We start from the raw sequence: 14,456 nt of genomic DNA, 5'->3' as shown, positions 1-14,456 counted from the left end.
CCTGGTGCCGCAACCGCAGTCGGCAGCAGGAGGCCGCACCCCGGTCGGTCCGCCGGTCCCGGCTACCCCGCGCGCCCCTGGCTGGCCAGTCGCAGGACGTGTTCCAGGGGCCCGCGGCGCAACGGGCTGTCGGCCCATGCGTGCTGCCAGCCCCAGGCCGCGGCCGTCGACACGGCGGCGAACACGCCGAGCGCGGTCCAGGACGCGGCGCCGTGCGCGGGTCCGGCCAGGACCAGGGCGTGGCCGACGTACGCGCTGAGCGCCATCGCCCCGAGCGCGGCGAGCGGCGCCAGCAGCCGCACGCCCGCCCGGTGCTGCGCGGCGAGTACGAACAGGCCGATGAGGGCGCAGCCCACGCCCGCGTTGCCGAGGGTCTCCAGCGGGGTCTGGCTGTACGGGTCGGCGACGAGCAGCCAGTCCCAGGAGGTGCTCGGTATGGCCCCGAACTGCGCGTCCAGCACGGCGCGTACGGGGTCCGCGGCGTCCGCGGCCTCCGGGTGGCGGGCGGCTATCACCGCGAGGAGCCGGTCGCGGCCGCCGAGCAGGTGCGCGTTGAGCCAGGCGCCGCCGTACCCGGCGGCGGCCGCGGCCGCGCCCCATCCGGCCAGACGGACCGCGCTGCGGCGTTCCCGCAGGTCGCACAGGCGGCCCGCGGCGAGTCCGACCAGCACGTACGGGAAGTAGGTGGCCACCGGGTAGGCGCCGGTCAGCAGCAGCTCGCACAGGGTGCGGCCCAGGCCCTCCCAGCTGGTCAGCCCGGCCGGCTCGGGGACCGCGCCGCGTCCGGACTGCCCGTACCCGAACAGGGGGCCGAGGGTGAACGACAGGACGGGCCCGGCGACCATGGACGCACCCGCGACGGCGGTGAGCACCGGGGTGGACAGCCGGGTGAACGGCTCCGCGGCGAGGAAGTACACGGCGAAGAAGGTCAGGATGACCAGGAACCCGGGCCACAGCGCGGCCAGGAACAGCCCGAGGGCGGCCAGGACGGCGCAGCGGATCAGCAGCGGCCGGTGGCGCCGGAGCGGTCCGCCTGCCGGTGCGGGCGACGGCCGGCTGCCGCGCCGGGCGAGGGCCAGCGAGAACCCGGCGAGGAGCGTGAACAGGGCGGGGGCCCGCCCGTCCGCGGCGACGACCAGGTAGCCGGCTCCCTCGGGCTGCGCGCCGGGGCCGACGTGTACGGCGAACATGCCGAGTACGGCGAGTCCGCGCACGGCGTCGACCCCGGTGAGGCGGCCCGCGCCTGCGCCGCCCGCGCCCGTGCGGGGACGGGTAGCGCCTCGCATGCCTGTGCCTCTCCTCGGTCCGGCCGGTCCGGTCGGGGCCGGTTCCACGTGGTCGGACCGGCGGTTTCGATGCCGCCAGTCCGCGCGGCAGAACGTAGCAGGGGGGATGTAACCAAGTCATAAGGAGGCATGTCCCCGCTGTGCGGTCCGGCCGGCGTCCGTCGCGGGGCACCGGTCGGCGGGCCAATCCGGCCGCCGCGGACGGCCGTCCGCCAGCATGGGGGCATGACCGACAGCGCGATCACGTACACCGTCTACATCCGGACCGACCCCGCCGTCGTCTGGCAGGCCCTCACCGATCCGGGGTACACCCGCCGGTACTGGGGCCTGGTCTTCGAGACGGACTGGGCCGTGGGCTCGCCGATGGCGTGGGTGGAGCGCGGGGTGCGGACGAAGGACGCCGAGCAGGTCGTCCTGGAGTGCGTCCCGGACCGCAGGCTCGCGTACACCTGGCACACCTTCACCCCGGAGTGGGCGGCCTCGGCCGGGGTCGGCGAGGAGCTGCGGGCCGAGCTGGCCGCCCAGCCGCGGACGCGGGTGGCGTACGAGATCGAGCCCGTGGGGGACGCCCTGGCGCGGCTGACGATCCGCCACGACGGCTTCGTCCCCGAAGGCTCCCTGATCGGGATGTGCCGCGAGGCCTGGCCGATGCTGGCGTCGAGCCTGAAGACGCTGCTGGAGACGGGCGCCCCGCTGCCCGAGCCGGGCGGTCAGGCGCCGACCGCCGCCTGACCGGGCCGCCCCGCCCCCTCCGCGGCCACCCTGGGCGCCGCCCGTCCGCGGCCGTCGTGTGGAATGGGGCCCATGGGGAGCACCGATGAGCCGATACCCGCGCAGGCGCCGGAAGGGACGGAACCGCCCGAGCACTGGCGTTACGCCCGCCACCTCGACGCCCTGGCCGGGGCGGCCGCGGCGGGCACCCCCGCGGCAGGGGGCGGGGGCCGCGCGGAGGCGGAGGCCGGCGCCGTCGCGGCGGTGCTGCGCGACCCCGACCCCGTGATGGCCGAGAGCGCGGTGGTGACGCACCTGGACCGGCGGGCCGTCCGCCTGCTGCACTCCGACGGCTTCGCCGACTGGGCGGCGGCCATGTCCGCCGCCGTCGCCGGGTGCGCGTTCGCGGCGGGCCGGCTGCGGGAGTGGGTCCTGCTGAGGGCCGTCGTACGCGGCGAGCCGGGGTCGGCCGAGGAGCTGGCGGGGGCGTCGGACTGGTGCCAGCGCACCGCCGTCCGCTCGCCCGTCCCCGAGGAGGCCCTCGTCCTGCTCGCAGGGTCCGCGCGTACGCGCCTGGTCCGCAACGGCGCCGCGCAGCGCCTGCGCCGCGGGAGGGCGACCGCCTGAGCAGGGCCGCCCGGCGCGGCCCGCCGAGGCGTCCCTGGTGCGGACCGGGCGAAGAGGGCATTACGGGAGCGCCCGCGGACCGGGATTCCACCAGTGTGCACAAGGACTCGTCTTCCGGCCGTCCGCAGGCTTATGGTCTGCCTACCCCCGGCCGGGTATCAGCGTCGATCCAAGCCGTTCCACTGGAGGCTGCACTCCGTGTCGCACGTTTCGCATGCTCCCGTCACCACCCCCGACGGAGAGCCGGCCATCCCCGCTCCGACCGCGTACGAGCAGGTCGAGGGGTGGTTCTCGGACTACGACCAGGCCATCTTCGACTGGTTCCTGTCCCACCAGGAGGAGAGCGGGGCCGAGCCGGGAGACCTGCTCGAACTGGGTGCCTTCATGGGCAAGAGCGCGATCTTCCTCGGGAGGTACCTGCGGGACGGCGAGGAGTTCACCGTCTGCGACCTCTTCGACTCGCCCGCCCCCGACGAGTCGAACCTGGCGGAGACGAGGGGCTCCTATCCCACCCTGACGCGCCGCGGCTTCGAGGTGAACTACCTGGCGTTCCACGAGCGGCTGCCGACCGTCATCCAGGCGCCGACGTTCGTGGTGGCCGACCGGGTCCGGCCTGCGAGCTGCCGGTTCATCCACATCGACGCCTCCCACCTGTACGAGCACGTGGTCCAGGACATCGCGTCCTCCAAGGCCGTCGCCGCGCCGGGCGCGGTGATCGCCTTCGACGACTACCGCTCCGAGCACTGCCCCGGCGTCGCCGCCGCCGTGTGGGCGGCGGTCGCCACCGAGGGGCTGCGGCTGATCTGCGTGTCGGGGGCGAAGCTGTACGCCACCTGGGACGACCCCGAGCCCTACCGGAAGGGCCTCCTCGCATGGCTGCGCGGCCGCGAGGACCTGTGGCACGGCATCGACGACGTGGCCGGGCAGCAGCTGGTGCGGATCGGCGACCACGGCGCCGTCCCGCCCGAGCCGCCGAAGCCGCTGCACCCGGCTCCGGAGCCCGCCCCGGAGCCTGTCGCGCCCCCGGCGCCGGCGCCCAAGCCGCGGCCGGGAGCCGCCTGGCGGAAGCTGGCCAAGGACCTGCTGCCGCCGGTCGTCACCCGCGCGATCGTCACCGCGCGCCGCCGTCGCCGCGAACGCCGCTGACCGCGGACCGCCGAGGGCCCGGTAGGCCGGGGCCGGTACGCAGGCCTCCCGCCGGGCCCCGTACGCAGGCCCCGGCCGCCCGGCACGCCCGCCGCGGCGCGGCTCCGGGCCCCGCGCCCCGGCTCAGTGCCCGCGGCGGACGCGGGCCGCGCGGCGGGCCTCGGCGAGCGCCTTGGCCTCGGCCGTCTTGCGGGACTCCTTGCCGCGCCCGGCCCGGCCCGGCCGGGTGCCCATTCCGCGGAAGCCGAGTTCCGAGCCGGCCGGCCGGCCCTTGGCGTCGGTCGGCGAGGCGCCCGACAGCGGCACGCCCGAGGGGGCCTTGGCCCCGGTGATCCGGCTGAGCGCTGCCTCGCCGGAGCGGACCTGGGTGGTCGTGGCCCGGATCCGGGCCTCGGCCATGAGCCGGACCATGTCGCGGCGCTGGTTCGGGGTGACGAGGGTGACAACCTTGCCGGAGCCGCCCGCGCGGGCGGTGCGGCCGCCGCGGTGCAGGTAGTCCTTGTGGTCGGCCGGCGGGTCCACGTTGACGACGAGGTCGAGGTCGTCGATGTGGATGCCGCGCGCGGCGACGTTCGTGGCGACGAGGACCGTCACCGTGCCCTCCTTGAACTGCGCGAGCGTCCGGGTCCGCTGCGGCTGCGACTTGCCGCTGTGCAGGCCCTCCGCGCGCACGCCCATGGCCCGGAGGTGCTTCACGAACTGGTCCACGCCGTGCTTGGTGTCCAGGAACATCAGCACGCGGCCCTCGCGGGCGGCGATCTCGGTCGCCGCGGAGTACTTGTCGGCGGCCTGGATGTGCAGGACGTGGTGGTCCATGGTCGTCACGGTCGCCGCGGACGGGTCGACGGAGAGCGGGACCGGGTCGTTCAGGTAGGCGCGGACCAGCTGGTCGACGTTGCGGTCGAGGGTCGCCGAGAAGAGCATGCGCTGCCCGTCCGGGCGGACCTGGTCGAGGAGTTCCGTGACCTGCGGCAGGAAGCCCATGTCGCACATCTGGTCGGCCTCGTCGAGGACCGTGGTCCGCACCCGCTCCAGGGAGGCGTCGCGCCGGCCCACCAGGTCGCTCAGGCGGCCGGGGGTGGCGACGACGACCTCGGCGCCGCGGCGCAGCTCGCTGACCTGCCGACCGATCGACAGGCCGCCGACGACGGCGGTCATGCGCAGGCCGAGTGCCGCGGCGTGCGGAGCGAGCGCCTCGGTGACCTGCTGCGCCAGCTCGCGCGTCGGGACGAGGACCAGCGCGAGCGGCCGCTTCGGCTCGGCCTTGCGGCCCGCGGTCCGGGCCAGCACGGCCAGGCCGAAGGCGAGCGTCTTGCCGGAGCCGGTGCGGGCGCGGCCGAGCACGTCGCGGCCGGCGAGCGCGTTGGGGAGCGCGGCGGCCTGGATGGGGAACGGCTCGGCCACGCCGGCCTCGGCCAGCGTCGTGAGCAGTTCGCGCGGCAGGTCCAGCTCCTCGAACGACGCCACCGGCGGCAGTGCGGGCACGGCCGGCTCGGGCATGGCGAACTCGCCCGCGGGCGCGACGCTCCGGGGTGCCTTGCCGCCCTTGCCGGCGGCGCTCCTCGGGGCCGCGTCGGCGGCGGGCCTGACGCCGAAACGCCCGTAGGGTGACGGGTTCTTCATGCAGAGCCTTCCTCGGGGCGCCAAAAGGGAGATTTTACCATCGGGGCCTGCGCGCCCCCGGGGGGGCGTCCGCCGCTGAGGGCGCCCCGAGGGCCGCAGAGCCGCCGGACCGCAGGTGGTCCGGGGTCCGCGACCGTGGCCGGGAGCCTACTCGGCAGGACACAGAAGCGCGCACGGGCACGTGGGCCCGGGGCACGGCGCGGCCGGCTGGACCGGAGCCTGACCGCCGGTGCCGCACCTTCCGGCGGGGCGCTCTGGTGTTCGAGCCGTCCCCGGTTGGCCGCACCCCGCGTGTGACGGGCGGGACACAAGGGCAGGATCGTGACGACTGCACCGTTTGTGCGGTCCGCGTGGCACGTTGAGAAGGATCAGCTCCCATGGCAACAGGCATCGTGAAGTGGTTCAACGCGGAGAAGGGGTTCGGCTTCATCACACAGGACGCGGGCGGCCCCGACGTATTCGTGCACTTCTCCGCGATCCAGTCCTCCGGGTACCGGTCGCTGGAGGAGAACCAGAAGGTCGAATACGACGTCGTCCAGGGCCCCAAGGGCCCCCAGGCGGAGAACGTCGTCCCCCAGCCCTGACACCACTCCACGCATGAGCGGGACGTACGGCAGCGGGCCCCGCGAGCTTGGCGGGGCCCGCGGCCGTCCGGCCCCCGGGACGGGCCGCCCGGCCGGCTCAGCCGCCCGTCCGCACGGAGATCGCCGAGACGGGGCAGGCGCGGACTGCCTCCAGCAGCAGGGCGCTGCCGCGGCCGTGCTCCCGCCCCGGCAGCACCTGCCCGAGGCCGTCGTCGTCCTGCGTGAACACCTCCGGCGCGGTCAGGGCGCACTGGCCGGCACCGATGCAGGCGCCGCGGTCGACGACGACGCCGGTGCGCTGCTCGCGCGGCGCGCCGCTCACCACGCCACCGGCAGTTCGACCATGCCCTGGATGGTGTCGCCCGGCTTGAACGGGATGCGGTCCGGCTCGGCCGCCAGCCGGAGGCCGGGCAGCCGCGAGAACAGGGTGCCCAGCGCGATCTCCATCTCCGCGCGTGCCAGGTTCTGCCCCAGGCACTGGTGCACGCCGAAGCCGAAGCCGAGGTGGTGGCGGGCCGGGCGGTGCCAGTCGAGGACGTCCGGCCGCTCGAAGACGGCCTCGTCCCGGTTGATGACGGAGGTGGAGAAGACGACCCCGTCGTCCGCGCGGACCGTCACCCCGCCCACCTCGATGTCCTCGGTGGCCACCCGCAGCATGCCGTCCGCGATCGACAGGAACCGCATCAGCTCCTCCACGGCGGCCGGGAGCAGCGAGGCGTCCTCCCGCAGCTCCGCCAGCTGCTCCGGGTGCCGCAGCAGGGTGAACGTCCCCAGCGAGATCATGTTCGCGGTGGTCTCGTGGCCCGCGATCAGCAGGATCGCCGCCAGCGACACCAGCTCGTCGACGTCGGTCTCACCCTCCTTCAGGTGCCGGCCGACCAGCTCGCCCAGGAGGCCCTCGCCCGGATCGGAGCGCTTCCGCACGATCAGCTCCGCCAGGTAGGCGTTGATGCGGGCGCGGGCCTCCGCGACGTCGGCCGTCTCCGGGCCGCGCAGCAGCCGGCGCGACTGCTCCTCGAAGAACTCGTGGTCCTGGTACGGGACCCCGAGCACGTCGCAGATCACCATCGACGGCACCGGCAGGGCGAACGCGCCGACCAGCTCCGCCCGCGGGCCGCGCGCCACCATGGTGTCGATCAGCCGGTCCACCGTCTCCTGGATCCGGGGGCGCAGGGCGGCCGTCCGCTTCAGGGTGAAGCTGGGGATCAGCATCCGGCGCTGCGCGTTGTGCTCCGGGTCGTCCACGCCGAGCAGGGCGGTGCGCCGGTCGCGCAGGCCCGCGAAACGGGGGGTGGGCGCGGGGAAGGCCGCGTTCTGCCGGTCGGCGGACAGCCGGCCGTCGGCGAGCAGGGCGCGCGCCTCGGCGTGCCCGGTGACGATCCACACGGAGCGGCCGTCGAAGAGGCTCACCCGGGAGAGGGGACGTCCCGCGCGCAGCGGTTCGTAGGCGGTCGGCGGGTGGTAGGGGCAGGTCCGGTTCTGCGGGAAGACAACGGTCTCTGGCATGCAGCACCTCATCGGCGTGGTCCGTGGCTCCGTCGTGCCTGGACCCATTACATGCCTCGGGCATCTATCCCACCCATACCCGTTTCGGCCAGATGGCCGCCGCGGCGGAGCGACGCCGGCCCGCCGTGCCGGGGGCCGCGGCCTCAGGGCGTGCCGAGGTGCTCCCGCAGGAACGCCCGGAACTCCTCCGGCGCCGCCGGACCCTCGTACCGCGCCTCCTCCCGCCCGTCGCGCAGGATGAGCGCGGTCGGCGCGGACGTGATGCCGAACCGCCTGGTGGGGCCGGGGCAGCGCGCCATGTCGGCGCGCACCGCCGTCAGGCGCGGCCCGTACGCGGCGGCCGCCGCGGCCGCGAGCTCGTCCATCTCCCGGCTCGCCGCAAGGGCCTTGGGCCAGCTCCCGACGAAACAGGCCAGAACCGGCCCCTCGGCCATCCGCAGGACGAAGGCGAACTCCTCGTCCTCGAGCGGCCGGTGTACGCGATGTGCCATGGCGGTGCTCCTGCTCCGATGTCAGTGGCGTCTGTGAAGCTGGCGGGTATGGACGACAGGATGCTCCGGCGCCGGGTCTACGGCGCCGACCACGAAGACCCCGACCCCGGCCCGCGGCCCGGCCGCCAGTACGGCGAGCTGGTCGGCGGGCCCCTCGACGGGCTCCTGCTCGACGTCACGGGATGGAGCGCGCGCCGCCTCGCCGAAGAGGCGGCGCTCCCCACGGAGATAGGCCGCTACGGCCCTGGCGGCCGCGCCCACTACCGCCGGCGCGCCGGCGACGACGCCCGCTGGGACTGGTCGGGCGACAGCCGCTGAACATCCCGGGCACCGGGTCCGGCGGCCGCCGGACCGGGGGCGCCTCAGCGGGAGGCCGCCCCGCGGCTGACGCTGCGCGCCCACACCACGAGCGGCACCTGGAGCGGCAGCCGGCCGAACGCCACGGCCCGGTGGGCGGGCGAGCGGCGGCGCGCGTCCGCGGCCATCTGCACGTTCGCGGGGAAGACCCCGACGAAGAGCGCCGCCGCGGCGAGCCCGGCGACCCGGCGGGTCCGCGGATGGGCGATCCCCGCGGCCACCGCCAGCTCCGCCGCGCCGCTCGCGTACGTCCACAGCCGCGGACTGCCGGGCAGGGCGCGCGGGACGATCGCGTCGAACGGCTTCGGGACGACGGCGTGCGCCACCCCCATCGCGGCCAGGAAGCCGGCGAGGAGCGCGGGGGAGGAGGGGGTGCGCGGCACGGGGCGGTCCTTTCGGCGGGATCAGGGGCCCCCGCATCCTACTGGCGGGTAGGGCTGCGTGGTGGCGTGGCGGACGGCGGCGAAGCCGGCGCCGAGCCCCCGGGGGTGTGCGGGAGCTCCTCGGCCGCCGCGCGCGAAGCCGCCCGTCACGGTCTCCCGCGGGCCGCTTCCCGGAACGGCCGCGCCGCGGTCGCGTCCCCGGCGGCCCGTGCGCCCCTGCCTGCGCGCCTCAGCCGCGGGCGGCGTACCCGCTGACCCCGAGTGCCGCCCCGACCGGCCCCCGCGGTGCCGCCAGCCGGATCGGGCGGCCGAAGGAGCCGTGGCGTGCGATCTCCGCGACCGTCCGCCGCAGCGCCTCCTGGAACGCGGCCATGGTGTGGCGCGCGGCCGGGGTGTCCACGTAGATCGAGTTCATGTGGAGGCCGTCCGCGTCGCGCTGGAACCAGGAGCACGCGCCGTTCGCGCGCGCCGACCAGACGTGCGACGCGGGCCGCCAGTCGGCGTGCCGCTCGGCGCCGGGGCACTTGCGCATGTCGATGTACGAGAAGAAGTTCACCGGGTACGGCCACGACCGGGCCGCGAACTCCGCCGGCGCCAGCAGCTCCCAGGCCCGGACGAACGGCACGTCGATGTGGTCCACCATCGCGCCGAACCCCGCCCGCACCCCCGCCATCACCTCCGCGAAGCCCCGCCCCGGCGAGGCGTCGAACTCGATCGGCATGGTGTTCACGAACCAGCCCACCGACTGCGACCAGCCCGACCTCCCGCGCTCGCTCACCGGCATGAACCCGCGGTAGACGCCCGGCCCTCCGGCCTCCCGCAGGCACACGGCCACCGCCGCCAGCACCCCCATGAAGGCCTTCCCGCCGGCCTCCCGGCACGCCTTGTCGAAGACCTCCGTCTCGGCGGCGTCCAGCAGCGGCGACGCCTCGTTCACGATGGGGTACATCCGGCCGGGCTCCACGCCCAGTTCGAGCGGGAAGCGGGGGAAGAACTCGCCCCCGCCGCGGGCGATGAACTCCTTCCAGTAGCCGAGCCGCCCGTCGCCGGCCTCGAAGGACATGTAGCGGCGGCGCTGCTCCTCGGCGAAGTCCAGGTAGCTGGGGGCGGGCTGCTCGTCGGGTTCCCCGCCGCGGCGCAGCGCCTCGTACGCCTCCTGCACCTCCCGCACCACGATCGGCATCGACAGGCCGTCGCACACGATGTGGTCGAAGGCGAGGTAGACGGTCGCCGAACCGGGGCGCAGGACCGCGCCCATCGTGAACAGCGGCCAGACCAGCGTGTCGATGCTCCGCTTGAACCGCTCGGACAGGAAGCCGACCAGCTCCGGGGTCGAGTCGAAGGACGCGACGGGGTGGAGGGCGAGGGCGAGGTCGGCCGGCGGGATCGGCTCGCACGCCACCTCGCCGGCGAGCCGCCGGAACTCGCACCGCAGCACCTCGTGCCGCCGGACGAACGCCAGGAGGGCCCGTGTCATCGCCTCCTCGTCGAGGTCCTCGGCGACCTCGAAGGTGACCGCCAGCCAGGAGGCGACGGGGTCGTCGGCGCCGCGGCTCTCCTCCGCGACGGTGAAGTGCTTGTCCTGGTTGAAGGACGCCCTCCTGTCCTCTGACTCCGCGGCCGGCTCCGGCCCTGCCGTGGACCGCAACCGCCATTCGACGACCCGGCCCGGTGCCATGCCGTGCCTCTCCAGAGGAAACTGCCGCATTCCGTCATCCCTTCGCCCCCCAGAGTCAACCCCCTGGCGCTAACGAAACCCCGGCCGCGGAAGTGACGGGGCGGCGGCTGCAGTGCTCGCGGCACCCGCTCCGGCCGGCTCTCAGCCCGGCGCCCGCCGGTCCGACCCGGCCCGCTCGGCCTCCGCGACCAGGCGCTCCACCAGCGCCACCGGAAGCGCCGGATGGGCGGCCGCCGCCGACGCCACCTCCGCGTCCGGATGCTCCAGCAGCCCCGCCACCACGGCCGCGGGCAGCGCGGGATGGGCGGCGGCGTCCGTCCGGGCCCGGGCGTCCTCCAGGCACACCAGCAGCGCCGGGACCGTCGCGCTCGGGTGGACGGCGATCGCGCGGAGCGCCCGCCGCACCGGCGGAACGTGCCGGGCCAGCTCCTCCAGCAGGTCCGCGGGGGCGCCGGGGTTCGCGGCGACCCGCGCGCACACCTGCACCCCGTGCCGCGCCACCATCGCGCGCAACTGCTCCCCGGACAGGCCCGGGTGCGGGGCCGCCGCCCTGGCGACCGCGGCGGGGCGGGCAGGTCGTGCCGCTCGGCGATCAGCATGCGCACCGCCGCCGGCGCCGACGCGGCCGCACGGGCGAGGCCGTCCGGCGCCGCGGCGGCGACCGACGGCAGCAGGACCGGGCCGATGCGCACCGCCGAGGCCACCTCGGCCAGCACGTCCAGCGGCAGCCGGGGGTGGCGCGCCAGGGCGCGCAGCATGTCGGGGTCGTCGCGGCGCGCGGCCAGGGCGCGGATCAGGGGCTCCCGGATCGCCGGGTTCCCGGCGACCGCGCGGCGGACCGCGGGGGCCGGGTCCGCGCCCAGGCGCGCGTACACCTCCTGCGGCAGGTCGGCCCGTTCGGCGAGCGACCACCGGACCAGGACAGAAGGGTGGCCGACCAGCCCCGCCGCGACCGCCGCCGGTGTCGCCGGATTGCGCGCGGCGCGCTCCAGGGTGGCGTGTACGGCGGACTCGTGCGCGCCGGAGCAGTGGGCGCGGGAGGGCAGATCGTACGGGGCGGGTGCCTCCCGGCGGCCGCACGCCCGGCAGGACCGGGCCGGCGGGAGCCCCTCGCCGGTGACGAGCGCGGTGAGCACCCCGGGCGGGACGGTCTGGTTCAGCGCGGCGGCCGACCGGACCTCCGCGTCCGGGTGTGCGGCGAGCCGGGCGGCTACCGCCGGGTCCGCCGTCCACAGCGCGAGTCCGGCGGTGACGCCGGGGTCCGGGTCGGCGGCCAGTGCCTCCACCACGTCCGGCGGCAGCCCGGGGCAGGACGCCAGCCGCCACCGGACCTCCCGGTCGGGGGAAGCCGCCAGGAGCCGGGCCCACTCGGGCCGGCCGGAGCCCTCTTCCAGCAGGCCCAGCGCCGCGTGCGGCCGCGCGGCCGGATCCACGTCGGCGGGGGAGAGCTGCCCGGAACGGGCGAGGACCACCGCGGTGTCCGCGTCCGCCGCGGCAAGGGCGCGCACCCGTTCCGGGCCGAGGTCGCGGCGGTCGCAGAGCGCCCGGGCCAGCTCCCGCACGGCATCGCGGTCGCCGCCCGGACCCGCCCCGGCGACGGCGATCGCCACCAGCCGGTCGACGAGGCCGGAGGGGAGGTCCGTACGGGTCGCGACGCCGGGGAGCAGGCGGCGGCTCACTCCGGGGCCCCCACGGCCGGGGTGGCGCCCGTGCGGCCCGTGGCACCCGCCGCCCCGGCGGGCCCCCCGGCCCCGGCGGCCGGGTTGCCCGCGGCCGGCCCCGCCGCCGCGCGCAGGGCGTGCGCGAGCGCCTGCGCGTACGGCTGCGCCCGGCGGCGGACCGGCCCGAGGAGGCCGATGTGCCGGGGCGGGCAGGGTGGTTCGATCCGTACGGCGGTGCATCCGGCGGGCGGTGCCAGGCACACCTGCGGCACCAGGGCGACGCCGACCCCGGCGCCGACCAGCGTCTGGGCGAAGAAGTAGTCCGTGGTGGAGGCGGCCACGCGCAGCTCGAAGCCGGCCTGTTCCGCGTACCGGCGCAGGAAGGCCTCCGTCCGCATGCAGCCCAGCACCCAGCGGGCGCCGCCCAGTTCGGCGGGGCCGAGGGCCTCCCGCCCGGCCAGCGGATGGCCGGGCGGCAGCACCAGCCACAGCGGGTCCTCCAGCAGCGGCGTCCAGGCGACGCCCGGCGGCAGGGCCAGCGGGCCGTCGAAGGCGTACGCCACCGCAAGGTCGGCCCCGCCGCCGCGGACCATCGCGAGCGCGGCCTCCGGTTCGGCCTCCAGCACCGTCAGCTCGACCTCCGGGTGCGCGGCCACGAACCGGGGGAGCGCCTCCGGCAGGAGGTGCCGGCCGCCGCTGGTGAACGTGGCGAGCGTCAGCCGCTGCCGTGCCGCGGCCAGCCGGTCGATGGCGTGCCGGACCTGGTCGAGTTCGGCGGAGATCGCCTCGGCCGCCTCCACGAGCAGCCGCCCCGCCTCGGTCAGCGTCACACCGCGGGGGCTGCGCACCGCCACGGGGTGGCCGACGCTCCGCTCCAGGGCGGCGACGTGCTGGGAGACGGCCGACGGGGTCAGCAGCAGGGCCGCGGCGGCCCGGTTGAAGCTGCCGTGCTCGGCCACCGCCCGCAGGACGCGCAGCCGGTGCACATCGAGCATGCAGTTTTCCTTACGGGATGATCAGCGGATCGTCGGTTCTCCGGCGGACCCTATCCCGGCAGAGTCGGGGCCATGAAGCGCATTCTCGTCATCGGCGGCAGCCGGTACTTCGGAAAGCACCTGGTCGGCGATCTGCTGGAGGCCGGCCACCGGGTCTCCGTCCTCAACCGCGGCTCCACCGCCCCGCCGCCCGGGGCCCTCCACCTCGTCGCCGACCGCGACGACGCGCACGCCCTGGCCGCGGCACTCGGCACGCGCACGTTCGACGCCGTCATCGACCAGGTCTGCTACACGCCCCGCCAGGCGGCCGTCGCCCGCCGCGTGTTCGCCGGCCGGACCGCCCGCTACGTGATGACCTCCACGATGGAGGTGTACGACCCCGCGCCCCCCACCCCGGAGGCCCGCGCCTACGCCGACGGCAAGCGGCGGGCCGAGGCCGTCCTCGCCCGCCCCGAGACCGGGGGGAGGCCGGCCCCCTTCGCCTTCGCCGCGGTCCGCACGGCGCACGTCCTCGGCGGCGGCCGCGAGGAGTTCACCGGGCGGCTCGCCCACTACGTCGCGCGGATCGGCGCGGGCGAACCCGTCGCCGTGCACGGTGCGCCGTACGCCACCTCGTTCGTCCACCACCGCGAGATCGCCCGCTTCCTGCACTGGGCGGCGGAGGGGGAGTTCACCGGAACGGTGGACGCCGCCTCCCACGGCTCCCTCGATGTCCTCGCCCTGTGCGAGGCGGTCGCCGCACAGCTGGGGCGCGCGCCCCGCCTGCGGGTGGTGGCGCCCGGGGAGCCGGCCTCGCCGTTCTCCTACGACCGCGCCTACGCCCTCGACAACAGCCGCGCGGCCGGCCTCGGCTTCGCGTTCGAGCGGGTCGCGGACTGGCTCCCGCAGGCCGTCGCCGAGGCTCAGGCGGCCATGCCGAGCAGCTCCAGCACGCCGTCCGCGTAGGCCGCCGACACCGAGCCGGGCCGGTCCGCCGCCTCCCTCCGCAGCGTGTCCGCGGCCCGCCGCACGAACGCGGCGCACTGCCCGTACAGGCCCGCCTCGTACGCGGACCCGTCGTCCTCCGCGCCCAGCAGCGCCAGCAGCGTCCACAGCAGCGCCTCGCGGGTCGCCTGCCGGGGCGGGCCCGCCGACCACACCGCCATCAGCACCCCGCACACCGCGGGGGCGGGCGGCCGCAGCACCCCCGCCAGGAAGGCGTGCCCTTCGAGCGCGCGGAACGCGGAGGGGTGCCCCTCGGCGGCGTTCCACAGGGTGTCCACCAGGTGCCCGGCGCCGCGCCCGCACCCGCAGTCGACGGAATCCCAGTCATGCCGGGAGATTTCGGCCGCGACGGCGTCGGGTACCAGCGGGCTGCTGCGCGGGTTGTCCGTCCCTCTCATGGCAGCAGTATGGGGATGCCGTCGGA

General features: G+C 76.3%; 16 protein-coding genes. 6 read left to right on the top strand and 10 right to left on the bottom strand.

Annotation, left to right across the window (positions count from 1 at the left end):
* Nucleotides 1-62 precede the first annotated feature (62 nt).
* Nucleotides 63-1,286 (bottom strand): DUF418 domain-containing protein, encoded by a 1,224-nt coding sequence (locus ACZ462_RS18580; RefSeq protein ID WP_467804373.1) that lies wholly within the window; start codon nucleotides 1,284-1,286, stop codon nucleotides 63-65.
* A 225-nt stretch (nucleotides 1,287-1,511) separates the two neighbouring features.
* On the opposite strand from ACZ462_RS18580, the gene ACZ462_RS18575 reads away from it, so the two are divergent.
* From ACZ462_RS18575 to ACZ462_RS18565, 3 genes are all read left to right on the top strand, one after another.
* Nucleotides 1,512-2,018, top strand: coding sequence for an SRPBCC family protein (locus ACZ462_RS18575; protein WP_467804374.1), 507 nt, complete (start codon nucleotides 1,512-1,514; stop codon nucleotides 2,016-2,018).
* Nucleotides 2,019-2,090: 72 nt separating this feature from the next.
* Nucleotides 2,091-2,624 carry a hypothetical protein gene (locus tag ACZ462_RS18570; protein WP_467804375.1) on the top strand — a complete coding sequence of 178 codons (534 nt, stop codon included), beginning with the start codon at nucleotides 2,091-2,093 and terminating at the stop codon, nucleotides 2,622-2,624.
* 198 nt (nucleotides 2,625-2,822) lie between these two features.
* A complete protein-coding gene (locus ACZ462_RS18565) occupies nucleotides 2,823-3,770 on the top strand; it encodes a class I SAM-dependent methyltransferase (protein WP_467804376.1) in 948 nt (315 codons plus the stop codon).
* Between the two features lie 123 nt (nucleotides 3,771-3,893).
* Here ACZ462_RS18565 and ACZ462_RS18560 read toward each other — a convergent pair whose 3' ends face one another.
* Entirely contained in the window at nucleotides 3,894-5,393 is a 1,500-nt protein-coding gene (locus tag ACZ462_RS18560) for a DEAD/DEAH box helicase (protein ID WP_467804378.1), read from the bottom strand.
* A gap of 377 nt (nucleotides 5,394-5,770) precedes the next feature.
* Here ACZ462_RS18560 and ACZ462_RS18555 point away from each other — a divergent pair, with 377 nt between their 5' ends.
* Nucleotides 5,771-5,977 (top strand): cold-shock protein, encoded by a 207-nt coding sequence (locus tag ACZ462_RS18555; RefSeq protein ID WP_189810071.1) that lies wholly within the window; start codon nucleotides 5,771-5,773, stop codon nucleotides 5,975-5,977.
* A gap of 97 nt (nucleotides 5,978-6,074) precedes the next feature.
* Here ACZ462_RS18555 and ACZ462_RS18550 read toward each other — a convergent pair whose 3' ends face one another.
* The 3 genes from ACZ462_RS18550 to ACZ462_RS18540 form a co-directional block, all read right to left on the bottom strand.
* Nucleotides 6,075-6,299: a ferredoxin gene (locus ACZ462_RS18550; protein WP_467804380.1), complete on the bottom strand. Its 225-nt coding sequence runs from the start codon at nucleotides 6,297-6,299 to the stop codon at nucleotides 6,075-6,077.
* On the bottom strand, nucleotides 6,296-7,483 hold the full coding sequence (locus tag ACZ462_RS18545) for a cytochrome P450 (RefSeq protein WP_467804381.1): 1,188 nt from the start codon (nucleotides 7,481-7,483) through the stop codon (nucleotides 6,296-6,298). The genes ACZ462_RS18550 and ACZ462_RS18545 overlap by 4 nt, the downstream gene beginning before the upstream one ends.
* 143 nt (nucleotides 7,484-7,626) lie before the next feature.
* Nucleotides 7,627-7,974, bottom strand: a complete 348-nt coding sequence (locus tag ACZ462_RS18540) for a thioredoxin family protein (protein WP_467804383.1) — start codon at nucleotides 7,972-7,974, stop codon at nucleotides 7,627-7,629.
* 48 nt (nucleotides 7,975-8,022) lie between these two features.
* Between ACZ462_RS18540 and ACZ462_RS18535 the strand changes: the two genes are divergently transcribed.
* On the top strand, nucleotides 8,023-8,292 hold the full coding sequence (locus tag ACZ462_RS18535; RefSeq protein ID WP_467804384.1) for a hypothetical protein: 270 nt from the start codon (nucleotides 8,023-8,025) through the stop codon (nucleotides 8,290-8,292).
* A 44-nt stretch (nucleotides 8,293-8,336) separates the two neighbouring features.
* On the opposite strand, the gene ACZ462_RS18530 is transcribed toward ACZ462_RS18535, so the two are convergent.
* The 4 genes from ACZ462_RS18530 to ACZ462_RS18515 form a co-directional block, all read right to left on the bottom strand.
* Nucleotides 8,337-8,714 (bottom strand): DoxX family protein, encoded by a 378-nt coding sequence (locus ACZ462_RS18530; RefSeq protein ID WP_467804385.1) that lies wholly within the window; start codon nucleotides 8,712-8,714, stop codon nucleotides 8,337-8,339.
* A 229-nt stretch (nucleotides 8,715-8,943) separates the two neighbouring features.
* Nucleotides 8,944-10,422 (bottom strand): condensation domain-containing protein, encoded by a 1,479-nt coding sequence (locus ACZ462_RS18525; protein ID WP_467804387.1) that lies wholly within the window; start codon nucleotides 10,420-10,422, stop codon nucleotides 8,944-8,946.
* Between the two features lie 111 nt (nucleotides 10,423-10,533).
* A complete protein-coding gene (locus tag ACZ462_RS18520) occupies nucleotides 10,534-10,905 on the bottom strand; it encodes a hypothetical protein (protein WP_467804388.1) in 372 nt (123 codons plus the stop codon).
* A gap of 1,162 nt (nucleotides 10,906-12,067) precedes the next feature.
* Nucleotides 12,068-13,048 carry a LysR family transcriptional regulator gene (locus ACZ462_RS18515; RefSeq protein ID WP_467804389.1) on the bottom strand — a complete coding sequence of 327 codons (981 nt, stop codon included), beginning with the start codon at nucleotides 13,046-13,048 and terminating at the stop codon, nucleotides 12,068-12,070.
* A gap of 72 nt (nucleotides 13,049-13,120) precedes the next feature.
* Here ACZ462_RS18515 and ACZ462_RS18510 point away from each other — a divergent pair, with 72 nt between their 5' ends.
* Nucleotides 13,121-13,993: an NAD-dependent epimerase/dehydratase family protein gene (locus ACZ462_RS18510; protein ID WP_467804391.1), complete on the top strand. Its 873-nt coding sequence runs from the start codon at nucleotides 13,121-13,123 to the stop codon at nucleotides 13,991-13,993.
* Here the strand turns inward: ACZ462_RS18510 and ACZ462_RS18505 are convergent.
* Nucleotides 13,951-14,430 (bottom strand): hypothetical protein, encoded by a 480-nt coding sequence (locus tag ACZ462_RS18505; protein ID WP_467804392.1) that lies wholly within the window; start codon nucleotides 14,428-14,430, stop codon nucleotides 13,951-13,953. The two genes, ACZ462_RS18510 and ACZ462_RS18505, sit on opposite strands and share 43 nt — an antisense overlap.
* Nucleotides 14,431-14,456 lie beyond the last annotated feature (26 nt).

Source organism: Streptomyces sp. NPDC031121, assembly GCF_055570615.1.
The sequence above is the reverse complement of the archived record's forward strand: the minus strand, read 5'-3'. Positions and strand labels throughout refer to the sequence as shown.

Excerpts from the sequence above, each read along its gene's own strand:
- ACZ462_RS18580 (WP_467804373.1), bottom strand. The coding sequence starts at position 1,286 with ATGCGAGGCGCTACCCGTCCCCGCACGGGCGCGGGCGGCGCAGGCGCG.
- ACZ462_RS18575 (WP_467804374.1), top strand. The coding sequence starts at position 1,512 with ATGACCGACAGCGCGATCACGTACACCGTCTACATCCGGACCGACCCC.
- ACZ462_RS18570 (WP_467804375.1), top strand. The coding sequence starts at position 2,091 with ATGGGGAGCACCGATGAGCCGATACCCGCGCAGGCGCCGGAAGGGACG.
- ACZ462_RS18560 (WP_467804378.1), bottom strand. The coding sequence starts at position 5,393 with ATGAAGAACCCGTCACCCTACGGGCGTTTCGGCGTCAGGCCCGCCGCC.
- ACZ462_RS18555 (WP_189810071.1), top strand. The coding sequence starts at position 5,771 with ATGGCAACAGGCATCGTGAAGTGGTTCAACGCGGAGAAGGGGTTCGGC.
- ACZ462_RS18545 (WP_467804381.1), bottom strand. The coding sequence starts at position 7,483 with ATGCCAGAGACCGTTGTCTTCCCGCAGAACCGGACCTGCCCCTACCAC.
- ACZ462_RS18540 (WP_467804383.1), bottom strand. The coding sequence starts at position 7,974 with ATGGCACATCGCGTACACCGGCCGCTCGAGGACGAGGAGTTCGCCTTC.
- ACZ462_RS18535 (WP_467804384.1), top strand. The coding sequence starts at position 8,023 with ATGGACGACAGGATGCTCCGGCGCCGGGTCTACGGCGCCGACCACGAA.
- ACZ462_RS18525 (WP_467804387.1), bottom strand. The coding sequence starts at position 10,422 with ATGCGGCAGTTTCCTCTGGAGAGGCACGGCATGGCACCGGGCCGGGTC.
- ACZ462_RS18515 (WP_467804389.1), bottom strand. The coding sequence starts at position 13,048 with ATGCTCGATGTGCACCGGCTGCGCGTCCTGCGGGCGGTGGCCGAGCAC.
- ACZ462_RS18510 (WP_467804391.1), top strand. The coding sequence starts at position 13,121 with ATGAAGCGCATTCTCGTCATCGGCGGCAGCCGGTACTTCGGAAAGCAC.
- ACZ462_RS18505 (WP_467804392.1), bottom strand. The coding sequence starts at position 14,430 with ATGAGAGGGACGGACAACCCGCGCAGCAGCCCGCTGGTACCCGACGCC.